We start from the raw sequence: 25,139 nt of genomic DNA, 5'->3' as shown, positions 1-25,139 counted from the left end.
GACAACATTAGCTCGAGCCAACGCATCGGGATGTGGCGTATCGCTAGATGTCGAGATTCTCGGCAAACACCGCGCGTTCCTGGATGAAACGGAAGCGGGCGTCTGCCTTTGTTCCCATCAAGTTGTCGACAGCCTCACGCGTGCCTTCGAAATCGACGTCATCGACTTCAACCTTCAGCAGCGTGCGTTTTTTCGGATCCATGGTGGTTTCCTTAAGCTGCGCCGGCAGCATCTCGCCAAGGCCCTTGAAGCGCCCGATCTCGACTTTGCCGCGGCCGGAAAACTCCGTGCGCATCAATTCCTCGCGATGGGCGTCGTCACGGGCGTAGCCGACTTTCGCGCCCTGGCTGATGCGATAAAGCGGCGGCACGGCAAGGTAGAGATGTCCGCCGCGGATGAGTTCCGGCATCTCCTGATAGAAGAAGGTTATCAGGAGGGTGGCGATGTGGGCCCCGTCAACGTCGGCGTCGGTCATGATGATGACGCGCTCGTAGCGCAGGTCCTCTTCGCGATACTTCGACCGTGTCCCGCAACCCAGCGCCTGGACGAGGTCGGCAATCTGCTGGTTAGCGCCTAGCTTTTCGCGGCCGGCGCTTGCGACGTTCAGGATTTTTCCGCGCAGCGGAAGGATCGCCTGGTTGGAGCGATTTCGCGCCTGCTTGGCCGAGCCGCCGGCCGAATCACCTTCGACGATGAAGAGCTCGGCGCCCTCGGCCGAATTCTGCGAGCAGTCGGCAAGCTTGCCCGGTAGGCGCAGCTTCCGCACAGCTGTCTTGCGGTTGACTTCCTTTTCCTTGCGGCGGCGAAGGCGCTCCTCGGCGCGCTCGATAACCCATTCGAGCAATTTTGCCGCTTCGGCCGGGTTGTCGGCGAGATAGTGGTCGAAAGGATCGCGCAGCGCATTTTCAACGATGCGCTGAGCCTCGACGGTTGCAAGCTTGTCCTTCGTCTGGCCGACGAATTCCGGCTCACGGATGAAGACCGACAGCATGCCGACGGCCGAAATCATCACGTCGTCGGTGGTGATGATCGCGGCACGCTTGTTCTGTGTCAGGTCGGCGTAGTTCTTCAACCCCTTTGTCAGCGCGATGCGGAGGCCCGCTTCGTGCGTGCCGCCGTCGGCGGTCGGGATGGTGTTGCAATAGGAATGTATCTGCGAGTCGCCGCCATACCATGTGACAGCCCATTCCAGCGCGCCGTGGCCGCCGGACTTTTCCGTCTTGCCCGCGAAGATCTCGCGCGTAACCGTGTATTCCTTGCCGAGCGTTGCCTGCAGATAATCCTTCAGGCCGCCGGGGAAGTGGAAGACGGCCTTTTCCGGCGTCTCGGAGCCTTCCTGCAGCAGGGATGGATCACAGCTCCAGCGAATCTCGACGCCGCCGAAGAGATAGGCTTTCGAACGTGCCATGCGGAAGACGCGCGCGGGATCGAAATGAGCGTGGGGACCGAAGATTTGCGGATCAGGATGGAAGCGCACTTTCGTGCCGCGACGGTTCTGCACATCGCCGACTTCTTCCAGCGGTCCCTGCGGAACACCGCGCGAAAAGCGTTGGCGATAGAGCTTGCGGTTTCGGGCGACTTCAACCTCGAGATGGTCTGACAGCGCGTTGACGACGGAGACCCCGACGCCGTGCAGGCCGCCAGAGGTTTCATAGGCCTTGCCGTCGAACTTTCCGCCGGCGTGGAGAACGGTCAGGATGACCTCGAGCGTGGACTTGCCCGGCATCTGCGGATGGTTTTCCACCGGGATGCCGCGACCGTTGTCAGTGACGGTCAGATAGCCCTCGGCGTCGAGGCTGACCTCGATGAAGTTTGCGTGGCCGGCGACCGCCTCGTCCATCGAATTGTCGATGACCTCGGCGAACAGATGGTGCAGCGCCTTCTCGTCCGTTCCGCCGATATACATCCCCGGGCGCATGCGCACCGGCTCGAGCCCTTCGAGGACACGGATCGCCGACGCGTCGTAATTGCCGCCTTCGGCTGCCGCGGTCGCCGGTGGGGCAGGCCGGGACGCCGGTGGGGCAGGCGGTGCTTCGCGCGCCGGCTGCGGTTCAGCGGCGGCTGGGCTGGGCTTGGGCGCACTTGCGATATTGGCGAAGAGATCGTTGTTGTCGTCCATCGGGCTTTCAGACTTCGTTCCGGCAGGCCATTCGGATAGGCCGAGACGTCGGGCAATTTCAAGGCTTCGCGACATTTCGGCGAATCACCGCGAGTTTGCCAGAAATTGCACAGTTTCGCGATTCGTTCTCATCAGCGGCCGCGCGGGCGGTGCTGACGTCATTGGGGGAGGATTGCGTCTCCACGCCTGGAATGGCAAGACTTGCCGCCCGAAGGGAGCCAGACTTCATGCCTCAGTCCACAATTCATTGCCGCGCACGGCTTCTTCTGGCCACAATTCTACTTGCGGCGCTGCCGGTCACGGCCGGCGCGGCGGCGCTGCAGCCCTGGAAGGACGATCTGTTCTCCTATCCCGCCGTGATCGAGAGCTCGGATGGCGGGGCGCTCCGCGTGATCGACTACCAGGAAATGCGTGACATCAACGGTCGCGACCAGGTGCCGGAGCGGCGCGCCAAGGCGGCCTATGTTTCAACCTCCGTCAAGCGGGAGCAGGAAAACCTGACGATTGAGACGTCCGGCGGCCCGGTCGATGTGGCGGTCACCGGGCGTCAGAGGGGAGCCGCTTTTACCGTGATCTTCATCCATGGAAGGGGCGGCGACCGACGGCTCGGCAACAACGACTGGAGTTTTGGCGGCAACTTCAATCGCCTGAAAAACCTCGCGGTGCGCAACGGCGGCGTCTACTACTCCGCGAGCGTCAGAAGCTTCGATGAACGTGGCGCGGCGCCCATCGCCGGTCTCATCGATGCGGCGCGGCAAAATTCGCCCGGTACGCCCGTCGTGCTCTCCTGCGCATCGATGGGCAGCTTCATCTGCTGGCAGATCGCGCGCGATGCCAATGCAGTGAAGAACCTGGCGGGAATGGTCATCATGGGTGGAGCTGCGGATCCGAACTACCCCGACAGTGCCGGCTACAAGACGAAGCTACCGATCTATTTCACCCATGGCGATCGCGACAAGGTCTATGCGTCAGAGGACCAGATTACGCTGTTCCGCAGGCTTCTGAAGGCCGGCATCCCGACTCGGTTCGTGCTGTTTCACACCGGCTCGCACGGGACGCCGGTGCGGATGACAGACTGGCGTGAGACGCTGAATTGGATCTTCGCACAATGAGGTTGCGGGAAACCGCAGGTAGGGGATTGCACGTTGCCGATGCGCTTTGCCCTTACAAAGACCGCTTCGATTTGCTAGGTCGCTCGAAACTCTACGATTACCCTTGGGAGGCAGCATGACCCCGGACGTAACCCCGCTCGTGGCTGGAAACTGGAAGATGAACGGCACGCGGGCCTCGCTCGACCAGATCAAGGCGATGGCCGAAGGTGTGAAGGGGCCGCTGTCTGAGAAGGTGGAGACGCTGATCTGCCCGCCGGCGACGCTCCTCTATGTGGCAACAGCGCTCTGCGACGACAGCCCACTGATGATTGGCGCTCAGGACTGCCACCAGAATACGTCCGGTGCCCACACCGGCGACGTGTCGGCCGAAATGATCGCCGATTGCTTCGGGACCCATGTGATTGTCGGCCATTCCGAGCGCCGCACCGATCATTGCGAGGGCGACGCCCTGATCCGTGCGAAGGCAGAGGCCGCGCATGCCGTCGATCTGGTCGCGATCGTTTGCATTGGTGAGACGGGCGACGAGCGCAAGGAGGGAAAAACCCTCGACGTGCTGAAGACCCAGCTCACCGGTTCGGTGCCGGAGGGCGCTACGGCGGAGAATACGGTGATCGCCTATGAGCCCGTCTGGGCGATCGGCACTGGCCTGACGCCGACCGCCGCTGACGTCGCCGAGGCTCATGCCTTCATGCGCGGTGAGCTCAAGGCGCGGTTTGGCGGGGAGGGCGCGAAGATGCGCATCCTCTACGGCGGATCGGTTAAGCCGGGCAATGCGAAGGAATTAATGGGCGTCGCGAATGTCGACGGCGCGTTGATCGGTGGAGCAAGCTTGAAATCGGAAGATTTCCTCGCCATCTACCGCGCATACGAAGAATTGACGGCCTGACACCGGCTTTTGCCGGCGAGGGCTTGGAATGACCGGCGGCTTGGTATATTGAGCCGCCAATCTCCTTTCTTGTGCCTTCGGGCAGGGTTTTCAAAATGCAGACCGTTTTGCTTGTCATCTATCTCATGGTCGTCGTTGCGCTGATCGGCATCGTGCTGATCCAGCGGTCCGAAGGCGGCGGTCTCGGCATAGGCGGAGGCTCTGGCTTCATGTCGGCGCGTGGCGCTGCGAACGCCCTGACGCGGACGACGGCGATCCTCGCTACGCTGTTCTTTGTACTGGCGCTCGCCATGGGGATCCTGTCCCGCTACGAGTCGAAGCCGACGGACATTCTCGACCGTATCCCCGGCACGTCGGGCAACGGCGCGGGTGTTCTGGACTCGCTCGGCGGCGAAAGCCCGGCGCCGGCTGCGCCCGCCGCACCGGCGAACAACAACGCTGTTCCGACCGACAGTGGCGCGGCTTCCGGCACCAACGCGGCACCGGCGGCGCCTGCAGCGCCCGGTCCGAATACGGCCGTTCCGACCGGTCAATAACAGAACGATACGATGTGACCCGGCCGGCAGGCGCTTCGCCCGCCGGCCTTCTTCTTGTGTAAAACCGAAGCGTTCCCCGACGAAAAGTTCCCCGCGGCAATTTTTCGGTGGCGGAATCATTAGTGAAAAGGTATCCGGTGACTCCCATGGCGCGATATGTATTCATCACAGGCGGCGTGGTTTCTTCCCTCGGAAAAGGAATTGCGGCTGCCGCTCTCGGAGCGTTGCTTCAGGCCCGTGGCTACCGGGTCAGGCTGCGTAAACTGGACCCCTACCTCAACGTTGATCCGGGCACCATGAGCCCGACTCAGCACGGCGAAGTGTTCGTCACCGACGACGGTGCCGAAACCGACCTCGATCTTGGCCACTACGAGCGCTTTACCGGGCGCTCGGCGACCAAGTCGGACAACATCACCACCGGCCGCATCTACAAGAACATCATCGACAAGGAACGCCGCGGCGACTATCTCGGCGCAACCGTTCAGGTCATCCCGCACGTCACAAACGAGATCAAGGATTTCGTTACCGACGGTAACGAAGACTATGACTTCGTCATCTGCGAGATCGGCGGCACCGTCGGCGATATCGAGGCGATGCCCTTCATGGAGGCGATCCGCCAGCTCGGCAACGACCTGCCGCGCGGCACCGCCGTCTATGTCCACCTGACATTGATGCCCTATATCCCGGCCGCGGGCGAACTGAAGACCAAGCCGACGCAGCATTCGGTCAAGGAGCTTCAGGCGCTCGGCATCCACCCCGACATTCTGCTGGTGCGCGCCGATCGCGAGATCCCGGAAGCTGAGCGCAAGAAGCTGTCGCTGTTCTGCAACGTGCGTCCTTCCGCCGTTATCCAGGCACTCGACGTATCCTCGATCTACGACGTTCCGCTCGCCTACCACAAGGAAGGCCTGGACGACGAGGTGCTGGCCGCATTCGGTATAGAGCCGGCGCCGAAGCCGCGCCTCGAAGCCTGGCAGAAGGTCTCCGATCGGATCAAGACACCGGAAGGCGAAGTGACGATTGCGATCGTCGGCAAGTACACGGGCCTGAAGGATGCTTACAAGTCGCTGATTGAGGCGCTTTATCACGGCGGTATCGCCAACCAGGTGAAGGTCAAGCTCGACTGGATCGAGTCGGAGGTGTTCGAGAAGGAAGATCCGGCGCCTTATCTTGAAAAGGTGCACGGCATTCTCGTTCCCGGCGGCTTCGGCGAGCGCGGCTCGGAAGGCAAGATCCAGGCGGCAAAGTTCGCCCGTGAGCGCAAGGTTCCCTATTTCGGCATCTGCTTCGGCATGCAGATGGCCGTGGTCGAAGCGGCGCGCAATCTGGCCGGCATCGACAAGGCCTCATCGACCGAGTTCGGCAAAACCGCAGAGCCGGTCGTCGGCCTAATGACCGAGTGGGTCAAGGGCAACGAATTGCAGAAGCGCACGGCTTCCGGCGACCTCGGCGGCACCATGCGCCTCGGCGCCTATCGTGCGACGCTGAAGGCGGGCACGAAGATTGCCGACATCTACGGCTCGACCGACATTTCCGAGCGCCACCGCCACCGCTACGAGGTGAACGTCGACTACAAGGACCGCCTCGAAGGCTGTGGCCTCGTCTTCTCCGGCATGTCGCCGGACGGCGTGCTGCCGGAGACGGTCGAGTATCCCGACCACCCGTGGTTCATCGGCGTGCAGTATCACCCCGAGCTGAAGAGCCGCCCGCTCGATCCGCATCCGCTGTTTGCCAGCTTTATCGAGGCGGCGCTGGAACAGTCGCGGCTGGTTTGAGTTTTCAGACAGATGTGCGAAATGCGGCCTGGTGGAGACGCCGGGCCGTGTTCGTTTGATAAGCCGCCCCTCGGCGGATCTTCAGAACGGGAGCGCTCAGAACCGAGCCGTCATGGTTGCGAGAAACGTGCGCCCCGCCGCGGGAAGGCCGTCGGCCATGTCGATCTCCTGGTCGAAGATGTTCTGCGCAAGAAAGCCGAGCTCCAATTGCCCGCTCTCCGATTTCCATCCGATGGCCGCATCCGTGGTCGTATAGGCGTCGAGCACCGGCGCGACGGGTTCACCAAGATCGTCGTAGTATTGCGATCCGACTCGTTCACCAACAAAGGTCTGCGCGACGGTTCCCGTGATTCGGGCGGGATGAACGTAGGTGAAACCGACACGACCGACATAGTCGGGCACCAGCGGCACGCGCAGATCCGGATTCCAATAGTCGGTCGTGTCCTTGCTTTCGTTCCAGCTGAATGACCCGAACAGGCCAATTCCGCCCCCGAGCCAGTAGTTGGCGCTCAGTCGGATACGGTCGATCTCGCCTTCCCAGGTGTTGAATGTTGTCAGTAAGTCTTCCGGCGCCAATGTCAGGCCGGTGAACGTCTGGCGCTGGTACTCAACGGCCGTGAAGAAGTTTTCCGACCACTCTGCGTCCCAGCGTACGGCGGCTGTGCGCGACTGGCCACTCCAATAGAGCGGCAAGTCATCGGGCGTCAGGCCGACGGTGGATATGGGTGAAAGCGTGTAGTTCGTCACGAACTGCGTGTCCTGCCGGTAGTAGGCGCGCAGCCACTGACCATCCAGCGGCGACCATGCAACCCCAATCCTCGGATCGACCGGTCCCCATTCGCCAGCTTCGCCGTCGAAGCGCGTGACATATATGCCACCCTGGAATTGAAGGTTGCGGGACACCTCGAGCGTCGTATCGGCGTACACACGTGTTGCCGTTCCGTCGTCGGAATAGGCCCCGAGGTACTCTTCCGAACCCGTATCAAGATCAGTGATGGTCTGGGATAGCCAGGAGTCGTGCCGCGCCGCTTCTGCGCCGTACCGAAGCGTAAGCGGTCCGATACCGACGAGGTGACTAATGCCGTATGTAACGTTGTCGTCCTCGGTTTCCTCGTTGACGCGATAAGTCACCGGCAGTCCGGTTACGGGATCCCATCCGCGCGAGCGAAACTGGTTATCACCGTTGGTATCGTTCGTGGCAATGAAGGCCTGGATCATGTTTCGATCTGAGATCGTATGACTCCAAGCTGCGCCGAACTCGGTCTCGCGGCTTTCCGTGCGGTTGAAGGGCGCGGGATTCCAGATCTGTCCCGGAAAACCGGTCTCCTGCTTGCCCACGTGGCCAAAGAGAAAGACACTGTTGGTCAGGGTCGGCCGCAGCCCGAATTGAAAAAGCGCGCCGTCAAAATTGTTGTCGTCGTTGTCACGTTCGCTTTGTGGACGGGCGGTTTCTCCGCGCAGGTAGTAGCTGACCGGAAAGCCCGCATAGTTGGTGCCCTGCACCTCGATGTCGCCGGTCCAGCCGCTGTCGTGGTCGCCTGCAATCCCGCCCAGGCCAAGCGCGGTCTCGACGAAGCTGCGTCGCTCGATCGAGTTGCGACGCTGCTCCGATGCCAGGGCCAGAGGATCGAGCAACAGGCCCTGGATCTGCGCGGAAAAATCCGTCCCGCCTGGACGGACATGCTGGATGCCGTTGATCGGCTGCCCGATGAAAGGACTCAACCGGCCGCTGGCCGCCTCGTCGAAATAGGTCGAAGCCATGAACGGATCGGCGCCGCGGTCCGCGTAGTAGCGGCCCCAGTCGTCGAGGCCGAGATTTTCCAGCGTGATGCCCAGGAACGAGGAGGTCTGGCGGTTGGGGTCATAGCCGGAATAGTAACCGCCGCGTGCCATGCGGCGGCGCAACGCTTCGCGCGCCTCGATGATGGCCTCGTCGGCGCGGTACTGATCCAGCGCGATGCCGGAGCGAATCAGCGGGATCGACGGGTTCTCCGGATCGAAGCGGTCGGCATTGTCGAGCGCTTGGGCGGCTTCGACCTCGGAGCCGAGCTGGTAGGAGGCAATCGCCTGGCCGATCAGCGCGTCGCCATAGGTCGGATTGACGGCAGAGGCCTGCAACAGCACCTGCTCGCCCTCGGCGGTCTTGCCCATTCGCAGGAGATAGCGGCCCTTGGCGGCCAAGACGGCGTAGGACGTCGGATCCAGTCTCTCGGCAATGTCGATCTGTTGCTTTGCCGCCTTGACCTGATCGTTGTCCATCAGGAAACGGGCGTAGTTGGCATAGAGGACCGCGTTTTCGGGGTTGAGTGCAATCGCCTCGCGATAGGCCCGGTTCGCTTCGACCGGTGCATTGCGGTCGTGGTAGACGATGCCGAGCTCGTTCCACGCCGCATCGGCCCCCGGTGCAATCTCGACTGCTCGACGGAGATCGGCGAGCGCGCCGTCGAGATCGCTCGAAACGGTGGCGCGGGAGCGTGCGCTGATCAGGAGCAACGTCGGGTCGTCCGGATCGAGCCTGCGCGCGCGGTCGAGCGCTTCGCGCACCTCATCCCTGCGATCGAGTTCATAGGCGAGTCCCGCGCGCATTGCGGGCAGCCGCGCGTCATCCGGAAACCGCTTTTCTGCCTGCCGGAGAAGATCGATCGCAGCAGCCGTTCCGCCCACATGGGCAAGGGCGGTCGCGCGTGCGATCACGGCCGCCGGGTCGGAAGCAAAGGCGCCCTCAGGCGGCGGGCTCGTCTCCCTGTTGGGATCGGCGAGCGCTGCTGCAAACCAGCGGCCATAGGCAGCCGTTGCCTTGCGACTCGCCGGCAGGTCGGGCAGGGCCTCAGTAAATAGCCGCTCTGCCTCTTGGTAGCGCAATTCCTGTCCGGCAATCATCGCCTCGACAAGTTTCGCCCGCGATTCGAGCGCGCCGGGAAGCGGGCGCTTGAGATGCGCCAGCGCATTTACGGCGGCGGCGCGGCCGTCGAGTGAAAGTGTTGCCTCGGCCAGCGCCAGCCAGTCGGCTTGCGTGCGCGCGGCCTCTGGAACGGCCAGGATGCGGGCGCGTTCGGCGCGCGTGCGTGGGCCGTCCATGCCGCTTGCCGGCAATGTGGCGAAAGCGCCGCGCAGTTCGCCGTAGAGCAGGATCTGCTCGCGTTCCTCCAGGTTGACGAGGGTATATTTGCGTGGCGCCTGTCCGATCGCGGCCACAGCGCCTTCGCCCTGGTTCACGGTCACCGACCCTTGCGGATTGGCGAGTTCGACGGTGCCCTCAAGGACAGTGAGCGTTGTCTGGTCACCATCGACGCGGAGTGTCCAGTCCGTGCCACGGATGGCGGCGGCAGCGGCGGGGGTCTCGACGATCAGACCGCTGCCGCCGCGTTTGGCACGTGCCCAGATCACGCCGGAGGACAACTCGACCTCGCTGTTCGATTGGCCGTCTATCTTTTTCACGATCAGCGTGGTGTTGCGCCCCATACGCATCTGGGTGCTGTCGGAAAAGAGGATGGCCAGGCTGCCATTGGCGTTGGTGCGCAATGTATCACCGGCGAGCAGATCCTGGTTGATTTCGACGCCCCGCCAGTCGGGCACATCGATAAAGCGGACTTCCTCGCCAGACCGACGCGAAATCACCGAGCCATCCGCCGTGGACACACGCGGAAACGGCTCTGCTGATGCCGGTGCAATACCGCAGAACACCGCAGCTGCAGCCATCAGACCTGCCTTAAGCTTCCGCATCGATGATCCCTAACTCCCGCCATGGTTGACGATATGCAAAGAGAGATACAAGGCTGTCAACGCGCGTTGGCATTTCCCGGCTATTCGAACCTGGCAGTGATTTGCGGGGTGTTACCGTAGAAACACGCCCGCTTTCTTGCTGATACGTGCCAACGGTGCCTCAGATAGATCTCTCATCGCTTGAGATGACGAACCAGGTTTCGTCCCCGCCGCAGAGACGTGGCTGCGGCGCCGACAGCAACAATCCAGAGCGCAATTTCGATGATATGCGAGCGGCTGTCCCATCCCGTTGCAAGCGCGGAAATCACCGCGGCAGCCGTCATCACAGCCATCCGGTGCTGCTTTGCCATCGGTCCAGAGAAGTCGCTGGGGGCACCATTGGCGCGGCCGAGTTCGCGAACATAGGCGGTCAGGACCGCACAGGCCGCCGCAGCCCAGCCCAGGGCAGGGGCGCCGACGCCATAGCCGGCGCCCGCCAGGATGAAAATGTCCGCGACACGATCTGGAAACTCGTTCCAGAAAGGGCCATCCGCTTCGGCCTTGCCGCCTTCGACAGCCACCATTCCGTCGAACAGGTTGCACAGGAGCCGCAACTGGCAGAACAACGCCGCGCCGAGCAGAAGCACAACATGCGGAACGCCGTCGCTTACGCCGCCGACCCAGAAACAGGCGCCGGCCAGTGCCGCGGAGACCATGCTCGCCTGCGAAATCCGGTTCGGTGTGATCGATCGCTTGGCGAGCCAACGGGCAATGCTCTGCGCCCAGTGCGTGTCGCGGCTGGAAAGGGGGCGGCGGTCTCCGCTCTCGGTCATGGTGTGCGGTGCTCCCGGAGATAAAGCGTATAGTTATAGGCGGCGGCATAGGTCGAGGACACTAGCAACGGCAAGGCGACCGTGCGGGCGATCTCCGGCGTCCCGGCGAGAAGATGGATCAACACGAGCAGCGTCGACGATGCGGCAATTGCGATCAGGGGCGGTGCCCAGAGACTGGCTGTCCCATCGAAAAGGGCCGCCAGGCGTTCGATGACCGACTTGAGAAACAGCGTAATCAGGGCTGAAAGCGCGCCTTGCACGACGCCGGCGATGAGCGGCCGCGGCATTGCGTGGTCGCGGTTGGCAAAGACGGCCCAGCCGCCCATGGCCAGGAACGCCACCACCATGTGCGTTGCACTACTGCTGGACAATCGCCGCAGGAGGCTCATGTCAGGGACCACCAGTAGCGCACGATATGGAAGAAGATCGGGGCCGAGAACACGACCGAATCCAGCCGGTCAATCAGCCCGCCGTGTCCTTCGACGATATGCCCCCAATCCTTCACGCCGCGATCGCGCTTGATCGCAGACATGACAAGCCCGCCGAAGAAGCCCATCAACGTTATGACGAGCGCCATCAGTCCTGCCTGCAGGGGCGTGAACGGCGTGATCCACCACAGTGCCGCACCGATCAGCGTGGCACTCGCCACGCCGCCGACGAAACCTTCGACCGTCTTTGACGGCGACAGCTTTGGTGCGATCTTGTGCCGGCCGAAAAGCTTGCCCCAGACATACTGCAGCACGTCGCTCATCTGCACGACGATGACCAGAAATGCGATCAGGAGGACGTTGCGACCTTCGTAACCGGGGATCTGCAGTGTCAGAAGGGCCGGGACATGCGAGACGCAGAAGACGCAGATCATCAGGGCCCACTGGACTTCGGCGACCCGGTCGAGAAACCGTTCCGTGTCGCCCCGCAGCACGGCAATGATCGGTGTGAGCAGGAATGCATAGACCGGGATGAAGATCGCGTAGAGACCATACCAGTCGGTTGCGACCAGATAGTACTGTACCGGCAGAACAACGAAGAAGGCGGCGGCGAGAGCCCAGTGGTCGGCGCGCCGGGTGCTGGTGAGCGTCACGAATTCACGCAAGGCGGCAAAGGAACAGAAGGCGAAGAGGATGATAACGCCGGCGCGGCCTGCGAGAAAGGCGATGCCCAGCAGCGCCACCATCACCCACCAGGCGTGGATGCGCGCGTTGAGGTTCTCAATGGCCGTGTTCGACCGATCCGGCGACAGGCGTCGCTGCAGGATCTGCCCGATCAGGGAGGCGACCGTGAGGAAGAGGCCAATGCCGAGGACAAGGGCAAGGAGATCGGAGCGCGTCTCAGTCATGCCGCAGTGTCCGAGTGCGGTGACAGTGCAAGCAGTGCGGTGCGGGCGCGGTCGAGAAACGCATCCTTTGTTTCCCCTTGATGAATGTGAAGTGGGCTGCCAAAGGTCACGGTGCAGATGAGGGGAATGGGTATGATCTCGCCTTTCGGCATGACCCGGTTGAGATTGCTGATCCACACGGGAACGAGATCGACTTCGGGGCGAGCGGATGCCAGGTGGAAAAGGCCGCTCTTGAAGGGAAGCAGCGTGTCGGCAGTCTCGTTGCGGGTGCCTTCGGGAAAGAGGATCAGCGAAGCGCCCTCATCAAGGGTCTGTGCCATCCTGCCGACCGGATCCTCGCTGCGCGCCTCCCTGTTTCGCTCTATCAGAACGGCGTTGAACACATCGCGGCCGATGAAACGGTTCAGCTTCGACTTCAGCCAATACTCGGCAGCGGCCACCGGCCGCGTCTGCCGACGCAGGCGCGGTGGCAGGACGGTCCAGATCAGGATGAAATCGCCATGACTGCTGTGATTGGCGAAGTAGACGCATTGCCGCGATGGCGGACCGTCCTCAGACCAGATGGCACGCACGGCCGTGATTGCCCGGGCAAAGAGGAGGATGAGGGTTGCAACCGGGCCGGCGGCAATCGAGCGGCCGGCGTTTTGCGCCCTGTCAGGTATGTCGAAGGATGTCCGGGTGGTTGCCACGATTTGAAAGTCTGCCAGTTCTGGTTTCTTGCCCGATCCACCGAGGCCGGCGGATACTGTCATTTACGTTTCGAGAATGTGGTTTATTCCGCCTCACGCGATGCGACTGGCCCTTCAGGCAACTCACCGTCAGCCGGCTCCATCTCCTCGCCCTCGAAACGCTCCCGAACCACCGTGACCGTGCAGGGGGCGTGGGCAGCGACGGCCCCCGAGACGCTGCCAAGCATGGAGCGCATTCGTGATTCACTGCGAGCTCCCATGACGATGTGGTCGACACGGTTCTGCCGGGCAAATTCGAGGATCGCATCGGCCGGCGAAACGGCCTCTAGCACGTGAAATGTAATCGGGCCGCCGCGCGCCTTCAGCGGTGCCGCCCAGGCGTTCAATTCGGTAAGCCGCATGACACGCTTGTTGCGGCCGGATTCGTCGAGCGACGTGTCGATTGCGACGCGATTGATCCGCAGCACGCTCAGGCAGGCGATGCGAGCGCCAGGCATTGCCTCCACGATGTCGCCGACGGTGCGTCGAAGTAGCCCCGCCGTGGCTTCGGTCGATCCGCCAAGATCAAGTGCAACGACAACCATCCGCGGTTCGGCCTGCCGTTTGGCATCCGCTTGTGGGGTCAAGGTTTCGATCGGAATGGGATTGAAGCGGCGCCGGATCACTTCAAGACAAGGGTCCCGCTTCATTTTCATCGACCGGGTCGTCAATTTGACGCGCGACAGGTCCTGGAGATCGGTCGCGAGTTCAGCCGCGGTCAGATATCGCCAGGCTGGATTGACCTCAAGACAGCGCAAGATGACCTCCTGCAATGCCTCCGGCATGGCATTGTTGCGGGTGCGTGGTGGCCAGGGGTCGCGCCACAGCCGCCGCTTCAGCCCCTTGAGGCGCTGAGGATCACCGAACGGATGCTCGCCGGTGGCGAAGAAATACATCAATGCGCCTAGGGCGAAGATATCGCTACGGTAATCATGGCGCTTGCCGAGGACCTGTTCCGGCGCCATGTAGGGCGCTGTACCGTAAGGTAGGCGAAACTCTTCCTGCATCAGATCCGGTAAAAGGTTGTGCCGAGCAAGGCCATAGTCGATCAGCACTGCTTCGCCGGTTTCGCGCATCAACACGTTGCCGGGCTTCACATCGAGATGGACAACGTGCTGGCGATGAAGCGCATCCAAGGCCATCGCGATACTCGCGCCGATGTCTGCCACTTCGCCGGACGGCAGAGGCAGGCGCTCTGCCAGCGGGGCGAGGGAAGCACCCGAGACACGCTCCATGACGATATAGGGCAATGTGGAGAAATCGCCGTTGGCAACAAAACGCGGCACGTGCGGTCCCGCAAGCCGCGGAAGGATCATCTGTTCCATCTCGAAGCTGACGATGGCTGCCGGGTCATCGCCTTCACCGAGCATCGGGATCTTCATGAGGAGCGGAAAATCAATGTCGGGACGGGTCACGCTCCAGAGACGGGCCATGCCTCCGGTGTGGGCAAGTTCGCCGATTGTGAAGCCGTCCACGATGTCTCCGGTACGGACGCGGCCGTTTGACATGGTTTCAGCGCCCTTCCAGAAGCCGATCCGCAAGCGAGCGGGGCAAGCCGGCCGCACGGATCTTCTCGGAGGCCAGCTCAACATCGTACGGCACGCGCATGAAACGAAGCTCGTTGCTTCCTGTATCTAGCAGACAGAAAGCTGCTGCCGGGTTGCCGTCGCGCGGTTGTCCCACCGATCCGACAACGGCCAGCCACTTGCGTTGCGGCAGGAGCGGTATCGGCGTGGCATCCTGCGGTTCGAACAGAGTTACCCTGTTCGTGGGGCCGGTGCAGTAAAGTGCTGGGACATGCACATGGCCGCAGAAGCTGACACGTTCGGCACAGGCTGCGAAGTGAGCATCGGCGTCCGCAGTGCCCAGAACATAGTTCCAGCGGTCCGGCGCACTCGCCTCTGCATGAACATAGCGGCGGTCCGCGTCACACACTTCCATAGGCAGGTTTGCCAGAAAGGTGCGCGCCTTCTCGCCGAGTTGGCGTCGCGTCCAGTCCAATGCCACCGCAGCCGTTGCGTTCATTCTTGTCGACGTATCCGAGACCGCCTGATCATGATTGCCGCACAAGATGATTGCGCCTCTTTCCGCCAGTTCCATAGCCTGGTCCGTGCACCATGCAGGATCGGCGCCGTAGCCGACAAGATCGCCGAGGATCACAAGCCGAGCAGTGCCCGCGGACTTGGACGCAGCCAGCACCGCCTCGAAGGCCTCGCGGTTGGCATGGATGTCTGAAAGAACGGCGATCAGCATGGTTCGACCATCGGCAAACACGAGGTAGAGCGCAACCATAGCGATTCGTTTCGCAAGCGACCATTCGTCGAAGGGACGATACCGCACCGCGATCAATTCCATAGTCGCCGGCGGAAAACATCATGTCCCCCGCCGGCGATCCGGCTTATTCGGCCGGCGGCAACTCGCTGACATCCATCGTCTGCAGTCTGTCACCGATTGCTGTCGCGCTGCCCGAATTGATACGGGAGCGCAGAGCTTTTTCCGATATGTCGATGACCGGTTGGGTGGCTGCATTCCGGGCAGCCTGAAGCGACTGCTCCATTTCGTCATCCTGGCGGTAGGAGGGGGGCGTGCTCAAGCGTTCACCGCGGGCGGCTTCGAGCTGGCCCGTCAGGATCGCCCGTTCGGTGCGAAGCTGGCGAATTTCCGACTTGGCGATCTCGAGGCTCGTCCGCAACTGTCCGATTTCGTGCCGATCCGACTCGGAGCGCGTCTCCATGTCGCGACGCGACTCGTCCCAGTCCCGTTCACGTTGGTTGCGCAGCCCTTCCAGTTCGCGCAATTTCAGCGCCATTTCATTATTCTGTGCGGCTAGATCTCGGCGCGCATTCTCGCTTTCTCCGCCGGACGCGCGCGTGCGCGACAACTCCTCGGCCAGCCGCTCGGAACGAGCAGTGGTGGATTGCAGGTCCGACTTCAACCGCTTCAGCTCCGCGCGTGTTGTCCGCAGCTCCTCGTCCGTCATGCGGTTGCGACCGTTCGCGGTCGCAAGCAACTTCTCGGCCAATTCTGCTTTTGAACCAAGCGCTTCCTGGCGTGTGTTCATGTGAGAGATCTGGAGTGCGGTAGAGTTCTGGATCCCCTCAAGCTCTTCTTCCAGATGCCGGTTCTTTTCCTCCAGAACCGAAATCTCCTGACGGAGTCCGGCCGTACCCGCATGCAGGCTGCGAACGAGGGTCTCTTGCTGAGACAGCGTGTGCTTGATCTGGTTTTTCTCTTCGTTAAGGCGGGTGAGTTCGCGCGCCTGGGCGCTGCTTTCGCGGCGTGACGTTTCGATCAGCAGTTGGTGCGCGGTCGACTCGACATCGAGTTTCTCGCGCATGGCCGCGAGTTCGCGGCTTCGTGCTTCGATTTCATGCTGAGTCCGCTTCATCAGGGCGGTTGCCTCATCGAACTGGCCGCTTCTGTCGGACAGTTCGCGCTCCGCGTCGGCCAGACGCGCCTCGATGATAGAGAGCTCCTCGCAGGTCACGCCATGGAGGGCCTGGAGCTTGACGAATTCCTGCCGGACCGCCTCGATCTCGACCCGAAGCTGGGCGTTGTCGGTCCGAACATCCCTGTTCTCGTTCGTCAGGCGTCCGTTTTCCTGATCGAGTTTGCGCCGCGTGGTGCTCTCATATTCAAGCAGCGAACCGAGACGTGTGCATTCGGAGCGAAGTGTCCCGACCTCGTTCAGCGAACGGGAATGTGCGCCAAGCAATGTCGAGACCCGATCCTGCACGAAGGCGAGGCTGGCGACGAGCTCTTCGGATGATTGCTTGTTCTCTTCCAGCGCCAGACCGAATGCTTCGTAGTCAATTGGTTCCGGAAGTGCCGCGGGAGCGCTGTCCTGGGCCGGCGACGAAGAAACGGGACGTCCGCTTGCCCTCGATTGCTCGGCGCCATATTTGGTGGCCGCAAATTTGCCGTTGTCTTCACTGCGACGAAAAAAACTCATGACCATCCCTTGAGCCCCGGGTCCAAAAGTCAAAATTCCTGCAGCCTTCGACTACACTTCCCAGCGGCTTCAAATTGCTTAAATATTTCGGTATTTCAGCATCTTCAGAACGGGCGGCGATGTCATTGACTTCAACCGGCAGGTAAGACGCTCCGGGCAATCTTGTCAAAATGGTGGCGGCCGTCAGCGGTGCCTGTTAAGAGTAATTAACAACTTTTTTCACACTAAGGCTGTTCCATTGCGCCCTCACGTTACGGCAGGATTGCGCCCACGGGCCGTCCTCCCGCGGCCGCGCCGGCGGTCGCTCTTGCAATGCCGCGCCAAAAAGGGCAAAGCACCGCCGGATAGAAAGCCCGGATCCAGCCATGAACGCGAAGCCAACGACGCCACGACCGATCGATCACCTGGTTCTGCCCGTTGGCGATCTGTCCGTCGCACGCAAGCGGCTGACGCAGCTTGGGTTTACCGTCGCCGCCGATGCGCGCCATCCTTTCGGAACGGAAAATTGTTGCGTGTTTCTGAAGGACGGGACCTACCTCGAGCCGCTCGGAATCGCAAACCGGGAGGAATGTGAGGCTGCGGCGCGTGCCGGAAACGTTTTCGTTGCGCGGGATCAGGCGTTTCGCTTTCGGCGTAGCGTGGATGGCTTTTCCGCCGTCGCCATGGCGACCGACGATGCGTGGGGCGATGACGAACGCTACGCGGCGGCAGGCTTCTCGGCGGGCGAAGTACTGGAATTTTCGCGTGACATGCTCCTTCCGGACGGTCAGAGCGGCACCGGCAGTTTCCGCCTGGCGTTTGCAGTAGACATGCGTGCTCCGGATTTCTTTTTCTTTGCCTCGCAGCGGGTTATCTCTTTGCCTTCCGACCGTAAGGCGCTGGAGGAACACCCAAATGGCGTCGTAGCACTTTCCGAGATCGTGCTTTCGGAGCAAAATCCGACGGACTTCCAGTATCTCATCCAGCTTGCAACTGACGGGCGCGAAGTCGAGGCGCATTCGTTCGGCATGAGCGTGCAAACGCCCCGTGGGCGGATCACGGTACTGAACGGCGCCGGTATGCTCGGTTTCTACGGCGTCGAGACCGCTGTGATGGATCGCGGCCTGAAAGGCGAGGCGGTCGTCCTACGCGTCAATGACCTGGCGCATTGCCGGCGCCATTTTAAGAGTAACGGCATTGAATTCACCGAACGCGGCGATCGCCTGTTTGTCGCGCCCGCTCCAGGGCAGGGTGCCCTTTTCGTCTTTGGAGAATGACATGGAAACGAACGCAATCGTCACCGCCGGAGAAGGCTCGGGCAAGGTCGTCTTCTCGCAGAAGGACCGGTTCACCCTGATCGCTGGCCCCTGCCAGATGGAAAGCCGCGACCACGCCTTTACTGTGGCCGGACAGCTCGTGGAGATGTGCCGCGTGCTCGGGCTCGGTCTGGTCTACAAGTCTTCCTTCGACAAGGCGAACCGGACCTCGCTTTCGGCCGAACGCGGCATCGGCCTTGAGAAGGCGATGGAGGTCTTTGCAGACCTCAAGAAGGAATATGGCTTTCCCGTGGTGACGGATGTGCATTCGGAAGAGCAGTGTGGCCTCGTCGCGCCAACCGTCGACGTCCTGCAGATTCCCGCCTTCCTGTCGCGCCAGACCGACCTGCTCGTTGCCGCCGCCAAGACCGGCCGTGTCATCAACGTCAAAAAGGGGCAGTTCCTGGCGCCCTGGGACATGAAGAACGTGCTGGCGAAGCTCACCGAGAGCGGCAATCCGAACGTGCTCCTGTGCGAGCGCGGCGCCTCCTTCGGCTACAACACACTCGTCTCCGACATGCGCTCGTTGCCGATCATGGCCTCGCTTGGCGCGCCTGTTGTCTTCGACGCGACCCATTCGGTGCAGCAGCCCGGCGGGCAGGGTGGCTCCTCCGGCGGTCAGCGCGAGTTTGTGGAAACACTGGCACGTGCGGCCGTAGCCGTTGGCATTGCAGGCCTCTTCGTTGAGACCCACGAGGACCCGGACAATGCGCCTTGCGATGGCCCGAATATGGTTTATCTGAAAGACATGCCGCGGCTTTTGGAAAAGCTGCTTGCCATGGACGCTATCGCCAAGGCGGCCTGATAGCGTTGCGCAGCTACCCGGGCCGGGCCGATCGGCGGCGTCATCGATGCCGCCGGCCATGCAGCCAGGAACCTGACTTGCATGAATTTTCATGTCGATCGCGCAGTTGGCGGTCGCCGTCGGGCGGCGCCATTGTAATTTCCGACCTTTGCAGTAAACAGGCCCAAGCTTCCTTTCACACCTAGAAAGCAGGAACCCCTCCCATGACCGCAATCATCGACATTATCGGCCGCGAGATCCTCGACAGCCGCGGCAACCCGACCGTCGAAGTGGACGTTCACCTCGAAGACGGCAGCTTCGGGCGCGCCGCCGTTCCGTCCGGCGCATCCACCGGCGCGCACGAGGCCGTCGAACTGCGTGACGGCGGCACACGCTACCTCGGCAAGGGCGTCGAGCGCGCCGTCGAGGCAGTGAACGGCGAGATCTTCGAAGCTGTCGGCGGCCTTGACGCCGAAAACCAGATCCTGATCGACCAGACGATGATCGAGCTCGACGGAACGCCGAACAAGGCGCGCCTCGGCGCCAACGCCATTCTCGGCGTCTCGTTGGCCGTCGCCAAGGCTGCCGCCGAAGCTGCCAACCTGCCGCTCTACCGCTATGTCGGCGGCCCGAACGCCCGCGTCCTTCCCGTTCCGATGATGAACATAATCAACGGCGGTGCGCATGCCGACAACCCGATCGACTTCCAGGAGTTCATGATCGTGCCGGTCGGTGCCGAAACAATCCGCGACGCCGTCCGCATGGGCTCGGAAGTGTTCCACACGCTGAAGAAGCAGCTCGCTGCCGGCGGATTCAACACGAATGTTGGCGATGAGGGCGGCTTTGCGCCGAACCTCGCATCCGCACCCGCCGCCCTCGACTTCATCATGAAGTCGATCGAGAAGGCCGGCTACAAGCCGGGTGAGGACATTCACATCGCGCTCGACTGCGCCTCGACCGAGTTCTTTAAGGACGGCAAGTACGTGCTCGAAGGCGAGGGCCGCACGCTGGAGCCGGGTGCCATGGCCGATTATCTCGCCGAACTCTGCGCCAAGTATCCGATCTTCTCGATCGAGGACGGCATGGCCGAGGACGATTGGGACGGCTGGAAGCTCTTGACCGACAAGATCGGCGGTAAGGTTCAACTCGTTGGCGACGACCTGTTTGTCACCAACTCCGCCCGTCTGCGCGACGGCATCAAGATGGGCGTCGGCAACTCGATCCTCGTCAAGGTCAACCAGATCGGTTCGCTGTCGGAGACGCTCGACGCCGTCGAGACGGCGCACAAGGCGCGCTACACCGCTGTCATGTCGCACCGCTCGGGCGAGACCGAGGATTCGACGATCGCCGACCTCGCAGTTGCCACCAACTGCGGCCAGATCAAGACCGGCTCGCTTGCCCGTTCCGACCGTACCGCCAAGTACAACCAACTGATCCGGATTGAGGAACAGCTTGGCCCGCAGGCAAAGTACGCCGGTCGCTCGATCCTGCGCGGATAAGTCCATCGCTTGAATTCAAGCGGATATCAGGCCCTCTCCTCGCATACGAGGGGAGGGTATTTTTTTGGCCGAACGGCCCCAAGGGGCAGTCGAGCGTTCGCAGCGGTCCCAGGTACACTCTCGACATCTCCATCATGGTCAACGCTCGGTTAACTGATCGACGCTAAAGTACACGAGTACTGCGTATCGAGGCTCCTCCATGTGGACCAAACATCACAAGCAACGCCGGCTCGGCCGGTTCGTCGTCCCGGCGATCACAATCGCCTTTCTTTCCTATTTCAGCTATCATTCGATCCATGGCGGCTTCGGGCTTCGCGCGATGGAGCAATTCGAGCGCAATCGGATTACCCGCCAGGCAAGGCTCGATGTTCTCGTCGAGGAGCGGAAGCGATTGGAGCGAGAGGTCGCGCTAATGAGCGACGGCTCGCTCGAAAGGGACATTCTGGATGAGAAAGCGCGCTTCGCCCTCAATATGTCGCGAAGTGACGAGATCGTTATTTTCCATTGAAATCGGCGATTAACCTGAAACAGGTTAACTGAAAATATCGAAGCAATTTCAGTCGGTTGTTTGGAATGTGAGCCATGCATTTATGGCATTGCTGACGGCTCGTTCTTCCCCTATGTTTTGCGGCAAAGGCAAAACCCGGGGAGGACTGTATGGCTCCGCGTAAAACCGCGACCACATCCAGCCGCAAGAGTGCGGCAAAGCCTGTCAAGAAAGACTTCAACGGCGGCATCATCGCCGACTTTTCCAAGGAAGACGACCTCAAGGCCTACCGCGAAATGCTGCTGATCCGGCGTTTCGAGGAGAAGGCCGGCCAGCTCTACGGTATGGGCTTCATTGGCGGGTTCTGTCACCTCTACATCGGCCAGGAGGCCGTTGTCGTCGGCATGCAGGCGGCGCTGAAGGAAGGCGACCAGGTGATCACGGGTTATCGCGACCACGGCCACATGCTGGCTTGCGGCATGAGCGCGCGCGGCGTGATGGCGGAGCTGACCGGGCGCCGCGGCGGCCTTTCCAAGGGCAAGGGCGGCTCCATGCACATGTTCTCCAAGGAGAAGAATTTCTACGGCGGCCACGGCATCGTCGGCGGCCAGGTGTCGCTCGGCACCGGCCTTGCCTTTGCCAACAAGTATCGTGGCAACGACAATGTCTCGCTCGCCTATTTCGGCGACGGCGCGGCCAACCAGGGCCAGGTCTACGAGAGCTTCAACATGGCAGCCCTCTGGAAGCTGCCGGTGATCTACATCATCGAGAACAACCGCTACGCCATGGGCACCGCCGTCTCGCGCGCTTCCGCGCAGACCGACTTCTCGCAGCGCGGCGCCTCCTTCAACATTCCCGGTTACCAGGTGGACGGCATGGACGTTCGCGCGGTGAAGGCTGCCGCTGACGAGGCCGTCGCGCACTGCCGCTCGGGCAAGGGGCCGATCATCCTCGAGATGCTCACCTATCGCTATCGCGGTCACTCCATGTCCGACCCGGCCAAATACCGTTCGAAGGACGAAGTGCAGAAGATGCGCTCCGAGCACGACCCGATCGAACAGGTGCGCGCGCGCCTGCTGGAGAAGGGTTGGGCCACCGAGGACGAATTGAAGCAGATCGACAAGGAAGTGCGCGACATCGTCGCCGATAGCGCCGACTTCGCCCAGGCCGATCCGGAGCCGGATGTATCCGAGCTCTACACCGACATTCTGATCTGACCCGGGCGGAGGAAGAACCATGCCAATCGATATTCTGATGCCCGCTCTGTCGCCGACGATGGAAGAGGGCACGCTTTCCAAGTGGCTCAAGAACGAAGGCGATGCGGTCAAGGCCGGCGACGTGATCGCCGAAATCGAAACCGACAAGGCGACCATGGAAGTGGAAGCCGTCGATGAGGGCACGATCGCCAAGATCGTCATTCCGGCCGGCACTGAAAATGTGAAGGTCAATGCGCTGATCGCCGTGCTTGCGGCGGAAGGCGAGGACGTCGACCAGCTCGACAAGGGCATCGGCGAGGATGAGGTGACGCCGGCGAAGGCTGGCGAAGCGCCGGCCGCCAAGGGAGAGCCGGCCCCGGCTGCAGCTGCCGTTCCGGCTCAGCCGATCGCACAGGTTGCCGCCGATCCGGATATCCCGGCTGGCACCGAAATGGTCTCGACCACCGTGCGTGAAGCGCTGCGCGATGCCATGGCTGAGGAAATGCGCCGCGACGGCGACGTCTTCGTCATGGGCGAGGAAGTGGCCGAGTACCAGGGCGCCTACAAGATCACGCAAGGTCTGTTGCAGGAATTCGGTGCCAACCGCGTCATCGATACCCCGATCACCGAGCACGGCTTTGCCGGCGTCGGCGTCGGTGCAGCGATGACCGGCCTGAAGCCGATCGTCGAGTTCATGACCTTCAACTTCGCCATGCAGGCGATCGACCATCTCATCAACTCCGCCGCCAAGACGCTCTACATGTCCGGCGGCCAGATGGGCGCGCCGATCGTATTCCGTGGCCCGAACGGCGCTGCCGCTCGCGTCGCCGCGCAGCACTCGCAGTGCTATGCCGCCTGGTACAGCCATATTCCGGGCCTCAAGGTTGTCATGCCCTATACGGCAGCCGATGCGAAGGGCCTCTTGAAGGCTGCGATCCGCGATCCGAACCCGGTCATCTTCCTTGAAAACGAAATCCTCTACGGCCAGCACTTCGACGTGCCAAAGCTCGATGATTTCGTTCTGCCGATCGGTAAGGCGCGCATCCATCGTCCGGGCAAGGACGTAACCGTCGTCTCCTTCGGCATCGGCATGACCTATGCCACGAAGGCAGTTGCGGAGCTCGAGAAAGAAGGCATTGACGTCGAGCTGATCGACCTGCGCACGATCCGCCCGATGGACCTGCCGACCGTCGTCGAATCCGTCAAGAAGACCGGCCGTCTCGTCACCGTCGAGGAAGGTTTCCCGCAGAACTCGGTCGGCACCGAGATCGCCACCCGGGTCATGCAGCAGGCGTTCGACTATCTCGATGCGCCGATCCTGACGATCGCCGGCAAGGACGTGCCGATGCCGTATGCGGCCAACCTCGAGAAGCTCGCGCTTCCGAACGTCGGCGAAGTGATCGAGGCGGTCAAAGCCGTCTGCTACAAGTAAGGGGAGGGTGGAGACATGCCGATCAACATCACCATGCCCGCCCTTTCGCCGACCATGGAGGAGGGCAATCTCTCAAAATGGCTCGTCAAGGAAGGCGACAAGATCAAGTCCGGCGATGTGATCGCCGAGATTGAGACCGACAAGGCGACGATGGAAGTCGAGGCCGTCGATGAGGGCACGATCGCCAAGATCGTTGTTCCAGCCGGAACGGAAGGGGTCAAGGTCAACTCGTTGATTGCGGTGCTCGCCGCCGATGGTGAGGACGTGAAGGCGGCTGCGAGTGCTGCCGCTGGCGGTGCGGCTCCCGCAGCAAAGGCAGAAGCTGCTGCTCCGGCCGCGGCTCCGGCACCTGCCGCAGCGAGCGCACCTGCCGCAGCGCCCGCGTCTCCAGCGCCTGCTGCTGCCCCGGCCAAGGCCGACGGCAACCGCACCTTCTCCTCGCCGCTCGCCCGTCGCCTCGCCAGGGAAGCAGGCATCGACATTTCGGTGGTCGCTGGCTCCGGCCCGCGCGGCCGTGTCGTCAAGGCTGACGTCGAAGCTGCCGCTGCTGGTGGTGCGCAGAAGGTTGCTGCGGCTCCGGCCGCTGCTGCCGCTGCACCTGCCGCGCTCGCCAAGGGGCCGTCGGATGAGGCCGTGCTCAAGCTGTTCGAGGAAGGCTCCTACGAGCTCGTGCCGCATGACGGCATGCGCAAGACGATCGCCCGCCGCCTCGTCGAATCCAAGCAGACCGTGCCGCACTTCTACGTCTCGGTCGATTGCGAGCTCGACGCGCTGATGGCGCTGCGCGCCCAGTTGAACGCGGCTGCGCCCGAGCGGGACGGCAAGCCTGCCTACAAGCTCTCGGTCAACGACATGGTGATCAAGGCCATGGCGCTGGCGCTGCGCGACGTGCCTGATGCGAACGTCTCCTGGACGGATTCGGCCATGGTCAAGCACAAGCACTCGGACGTCGGCGTCGCCGTGTCGATCCCGGGCGGGCTGATCACCCCCATCATCCGCCACGCGGAAACGAAGAGCCTGTCGGCCATCTCCAACGAGATGAAGGACCTTGGCAAGCGCGCCAAGGAACGCAAGCTGAAGCCGGAAGAGTACCAGGGCGGCACGACCTCGGTCTCCAACATGGGCATGATGGGCGTCAAGAACTTCGCCGCCGTCATCAACCCGCCGCACGCGACTATCCTCGCGGTCGGCGCGGGTGAGGAGCGTGTGGTTGTGAAGAACGGCCAGATGGTGATCGTCCAGGCGATGACCGTCACGCTTTCGACCGACCACCGCTGCGTCGACGGCGCGCTCGGGGCCGAGCTCCTGCAGGCCTTCAAACGCTACGTCGAGAACCCTATGGGGATGCTGGTGTAATGCCGAAGGTCGGGGATAAAAATCCTCGCGGGCAAATTGTGATGGGCGACACTGCTCGCCCATCGACCACTCATGGAAATCAACGTATTTGGCGGATGCAGTGCTCACATT

Annotated in this window: 20 protein-coding genes; 11 read left to right on the top strand and 9 right to left on the bottom strand. The window is 62.2% G+C overall.

The window, feature by feature from the left end:
- Positions 1–43: 43 nt before the first annotated feature.
- The gene (parE, locus tag IB238_RS07495) at positions 44–2,119 is read right to left on the bottom strand and encodes a DNA topoisomerase IV subunit B (RefSeq protein ID WP_192244934.1); all 2,076 of its coding nucleotides are present in this window, start codon (positions 2,117–2,119) and stop codon (positions 44–46) included.
- 227 nt (positions 2,120–2,346) lie between these two features.
- Here parE and IB238_RS07490 point away from each other — a divergent pair, with 227 nt between their 5' ends.
- The 4 genes from IB238_RS07490 to IB238_RS07475 all read left to right on the top strand — a co-directional run bounded on the left by IB238_RS07490 (position 2,347) and on the right by IB238_RS07475 (position 6,428).
- The gene (locus tag IB238_RS07490; protein WP_192244933.1) at positions 2,347–3,231 is read left to right on the top strand and encodes an alpha/beta hydrolase; all 885 of its coding nucleotides are present in this window, start codon (positions 2,347–2,349) and stop codon (positions 3,229–3,231) included.
- Between the two features lie 115 nt (positions 3,232–3,346).
- Complete coding sequence (tpiA, locus tag IB238_RS07485) at positions 3,347–4,117, top strand: triose-phosphate isomerase (RefSeq protein ID WP_192244932.1); 771 nt, start codon at positions 3,347–3,349, stop codon at positions 4,115–4,117.
- Positions 4,118–4,212: 95 nt separating this feature from the next.
- Entirely contained in the window at positions 4,213–4,653 is a 441-nt protein-coding gene (gene secG, locus IB238_RS07480; protein WP_192244931.1) for a preprotein translocase subunit SecG, read from the top strand.
- A gap of 146 nt (positions 4,654–4,799) precedes the next feature.
- A complete protein-coding gene (locus tag IB238_RS07475; protein WP_192244930.1) occupies positions 4,800–6,428 on the top strand; it encodes a CTP synthase in 1,629 nt (542 codons plus the stop codon).
- A gap of 96 nt (positions 6,429–6,524) precedes the next feature.
- Here the strand turns inward: IB238_RS07475 and IB238_RS07470 are convergent, their stop codons facing one another.
- The 8 genes from IB238_RS07470 to IB238_RS07435 all read right to left on the bottom strand — a co-directional run bounded on the left by IB238_RS07470 (position 6,525) and on the right by IB238_RS07435 (position 16,979).
- Positions 6,525–10,151: a FecR domain-containing protein gene (locus IB238_RS07470; protein ID WP_192244929.1), complete on the bottom strand. Its 3,627-nt coding sequence runs from the start codon at positions 10,149–10,151 to the stop codon at positions 6,525–6,527.
- Between the two features lie 173 nt (positions 10,152–10,324).
- A complete protein-coding gene (locus tag IB238_RS07465; RefSeq protein WP_192244928.1) occupies positions 10,325–10,963 on the bottom strand; it encodes a CDP-alcohol phosphatidyltransferase family protein in 639 nt (212 codons plus the stop codon).
- A complete protein-coding gene (locus IB238_RS07460) occupies positions 10,960–11,352 on the bottom strand; it encodes a hypothetical protein (protein WP_192244927.1) in 393 nt (130 codons plus the stop codon). The genes IB238_RS07465 and IB238_RS07460 overlap by 4 nt, the downstream gene beginning before the upstream one ends.
- Positions 11,349–12,299 carry a phosphatidate cytidylyltransferase gene (locus IB238_RS07455; RefSeq protein ID WP_192244925.1) on the bottom strand — a complete coding sequence of 317 codons (951 nt, stop codon included), beginning with the start codon at positions 12,297–12,299 and terminating at the stop codon, positions 11,349–11,351. The genes IB238_RS07460 and IB238_RS07455 overlap by 4 nt, the downstream gene beginning before the upstream one ends.
- Positions 12,296–13,051: a lysophospholipid acyltransferase family protein gene (locus tag IB238_RS07450; RefSeq protein ID WP_192244923.1), complete on the bottom strand. Its 756-nt coding sequence runs from the start codon at positions 13,049–13,051 to the stop codon at positions 12,296–12,298. The genes IB238_RS07455 and IB238_RS07450 overlap by 4 nt, the downstream gene beginning before the upstream one ends.
- 20 nt (positions 13,052–13,071) lie before the next feature.
- Positions 13,072–14,502: a bifunctional serine/threonine-protein kinase/universal stress protein gene (locus IB238_RS07445; protein ID WP_348648207.1), complete on the bottom strand. Its 1,431-nt coding sequence runs from the start codon at positions 14,500–14,502 to the stop codon at positions 13,072–13,074.
- Positions 14,503–14,539: 37 nt separating this feature from the next.
- Positions 14,540–15,280 (bottom strand): metallophosphoesterase family protein, encoded by a 741-nt coding sequence (locus IB238_RS07440; protein ID WP_192247481.1) that lies wholly within the window; start codon positions 15,278–15,280, stop codon positions 14,540–14,542.
- Positions 15,281–15,425: 145 nt separating this feature from the next.
- The gene (locus tag IB238_RS07435) at positions 15,426–16,979 is read right to left on the bottom strand and encodes a hypothetical protein (protein WP_348648206.1); all 1,554 of its coding nucleotides are present in this window, start codon (positions 16,977–16,979) and stop codon (positions 15,426–15,428) included.
- Between the two features lie 365 nt (positions 16,980–17,344).
- Between IB238_RS07435 and IB238_RS07430 the strand changes: the two genes are divergently transcribed.
- The 7 genes from IB238_RS07430 (at position 17,345) to IB238_RS07400 (ending at position 25,028) form a co-directional block, all read left to right on the top strand.
- Positions 17,345–18,235 carry a VOC family protein gene (locus IB238_RS07430; RefSeq protein WP_192244917.1) on the top strand — a complete coding sequence of 297 codons (891 nt, stop codon included), beginning with the start codon at positions 17,345–17,347 and terminating at the stop codon, positions 18,233–18,235.
- 1 nt (position 18,236) lies between these two features.
- Positions 18,237–19,079 carry a 3-deoxy-8-phosphooctulonate synthase gene (gene kdsA / locus IB238_RS07425; protein ID WP_192244915.1) on the top strand — a complete coding sequence of 281 codons (843 nt, stop codon included), beginning with the start codon at positions 18,237–18,239 and terminating at the stop codon, positions 19,077–19,079.
- Between the two features lie 203 nt (positions 19,080–19,282).
- Entirely contained in the window at positions 19,283–20,557 is a 1,275-nt protein-coding gene (gene eno, locus IB238_RS07420) for a phosphopyruvate hydratase (RefSeq protein WP_192244913.1), read from the top strand.
- A 199-nt stretch (positions 20,558–20,756) separates the two neighbouring features.
- Complete coding sequence (locus IB238_RS07415; protein WP_192244911.1) at positions 20,757–21,065, top strand: septum formation initiator family protein; 309 nt, start codon at positions 20,757–20,759, stop codon at positions 21,063–21,065.
- Between the two features lie 149 nt (positions 21,066–21,214).
- A complete protein-coding gene (gene pdhA / locus IB238_RS07410) occupies positions 21,215–22,261 on the top strand; it encodes a pyruvate dehydrogenase (acetyl-transferring) E1 component subunit alpha (RefSeq protein ID WP_192244909.1) in 1,047 nt (348 codons plus the stop codon).
- 19 nt (positions 22,262–22,280) lie between these two features.
- Positions 22,281–23,672, top strand: coding sequence for a pyruvate dehydrogenase complex E1 component subunit beta (locus IB238_RS07405; RefSeq protein WP_192244907.1), 1,392 nt, complete (start codon positions 22,281–22,283; stop codon positions 23,670–23,672).
- Positions 23,673–23,687: 15 nt separating this feature from the next.
- Positions 23,688–25,028 carry a pyruvate dehydrogenase complex dihydrolipoamide acetyltransferase gene (locus IB238_RS07400; RefSeq protein ID WP_192244905.1) on the top strand — a complete coding sequence of 447 codons (1,341 nt, stop codon included), beginning with the start codon at positions 23,688–23,690 and terminating at the stop codon, positions 25,026–25,028.
- Positions 25,029–25,139 lie beyond the last annotated feature (111 nt).

This window comes from Rhizobium sp. ARZ01 (genome assembly GCF_014851675.1).
GTDB lineage: Bacteria > Pseudomonadota > Alphaproteobacteria > Rhizobiales > Rhizobiaceae > Mycoplana.
This window is presented reverse-complemented; position numbering and strand designations above follow the sequence as displayed.

What these genes read in the sequence shown, in the direction of transcription:
- parE (WP_192244934.1), bottom strand. Translation starts at nt 2,119, where the DNA reads ATGGACGACAACAACGATCTCTTCGCCAATATCGCAAGTGCGCCCAAG.
- IB238_RS07490 (WP_192244933.1), top strand. Translation starts at nt 2,347, where the DNA reads ATGCCTCAGTCCACAATTCATTGCCGCGCACGGCTTCTTCTGGCCACA.
- tpiA (WP_192244932.1), top strand. Translation starts at nt 3,347, where the DNA reads ATGACCCCGGACGTAACCCCGCTCGTGGCTGGAAACTGGAAGATGAAC.
- secG (WP_192244931.1), top strand. Translation starts at nt 4,213, where the DNA reads ATGCAGACCGTTTTGCTTGTCATCTATCTCATGGTCGTCGTTGCGCTG.
- IB238_RS07475 (WP_192244930.1), top strand. Translation starts at nt 4,800, where the DNA reads ATGGCGCGATATGTATTCATCACAGGCGGCGTGGTTTCTTCCCTCGGA.
- IB238_RS07470 (WP_192244929.1), bottom strand. Translation starts at nt 10,151, where the DNA reads ATGCGGAAGCTTAAGGCAGGTCTGATGGCTGCAGCTGCGGTGTTCTGC.
- IB238_RS07465 (WP_192244928.1), bottom strand. Translation starts at nt 10,963, where the DNA reads ATGACCGAGAGCGGAGACCGCCGCCCCCTTTCCAGCCGCGACACGCAC.
- IB238_RS07460 (WP_192244927.1), bottom strand. Translation starts at nt 11,352, where the DNA reads ATGAGCCTCCTGCGGCGATTGTCCAGCAGTAGTGCAACGCACATGGTG.
- IB238_RS07455 (WP_192244925.1), bottom strand. Translation starts at nt 12,299, where the DNA reads ATGACTGAGACGCGCTCCGATCTCCTTGCCCTTGTCCTCGGCATTGGC.
- IB238_RS07450 (WP_192244923.1), bottom strand. Translation starts at nt 13,051, where the DNA reads ATGACAGTATCCGCCGGCCTCGGTGGATCGGGCAAGAAACCAGAACTG.
- IB238_RS07440 (WP_192247481.1), bottom strand. Translation starts at nt 15,280, where the DNA reads ATGCTGATCGCCGTTCTTTCAGACATCCATGCCAACCGCGAGGCCTTC.
- IB238_RS07435 (WP_348648206.1), bottom strand. Translation starts at nt 16,979, where the DNA reads ATGAGTTTTTTTCGTCGCAGTGAAGACAACGGCAAATTTGCGGCCACC.
- IB238_RS07430 (WP_192244917.1), top strand. Translation starts at nt 17,345, where the DNA reads ATGAACGCGAAGCCAACGACGCCACGACCGATCGATCACCTGGTTCTG.
- kdsA (WP_192244915.1), top strand. Translation starts at nt 18,237, where the DNA reads ATGGAAACGAACGCAATCGTCACCGCCGGAGAAGGCTCGGGCAAGGTC.
- eno (WP_192244913.1), top strand. Translation starts at nt 19,283, where the DNA reads ATGACCGCAATCATCGACATTATCGGCCGCGAGATCCTCGACAGCCGC.
- IB238_RS07415 (WP_192244911.1), top strand. Translation starts at nt 20,757, where the DNA reads ATGTGGACCAAACATCACAAGCAACGCCGGCTCGGCCGGTTCGTCGTC.
- pdhA (WP_192244909.1), top strand. Translation starts at nt 21,215, where the DNA reads ATGGCTCCGCGTAAAACCGCGACCACATCCAGCCGCAAGAGTGCGGCA.
- IB238_RS07405 (WP_192244907.1), top strand. Translation starts at nt 22,281, where the DNA reads ATGCCAATCGATATTCTGATGCCCGCTCTGTCGCCGACGATGGAAGAG.
- IB238_RS07400 (WP_192244905.1), top strand. Translation starts at nt 23,688, where the DNA reads ATGCCGATCAACATCACCATGCCCGCCCTTTCGCCGACCATGGAGGAG.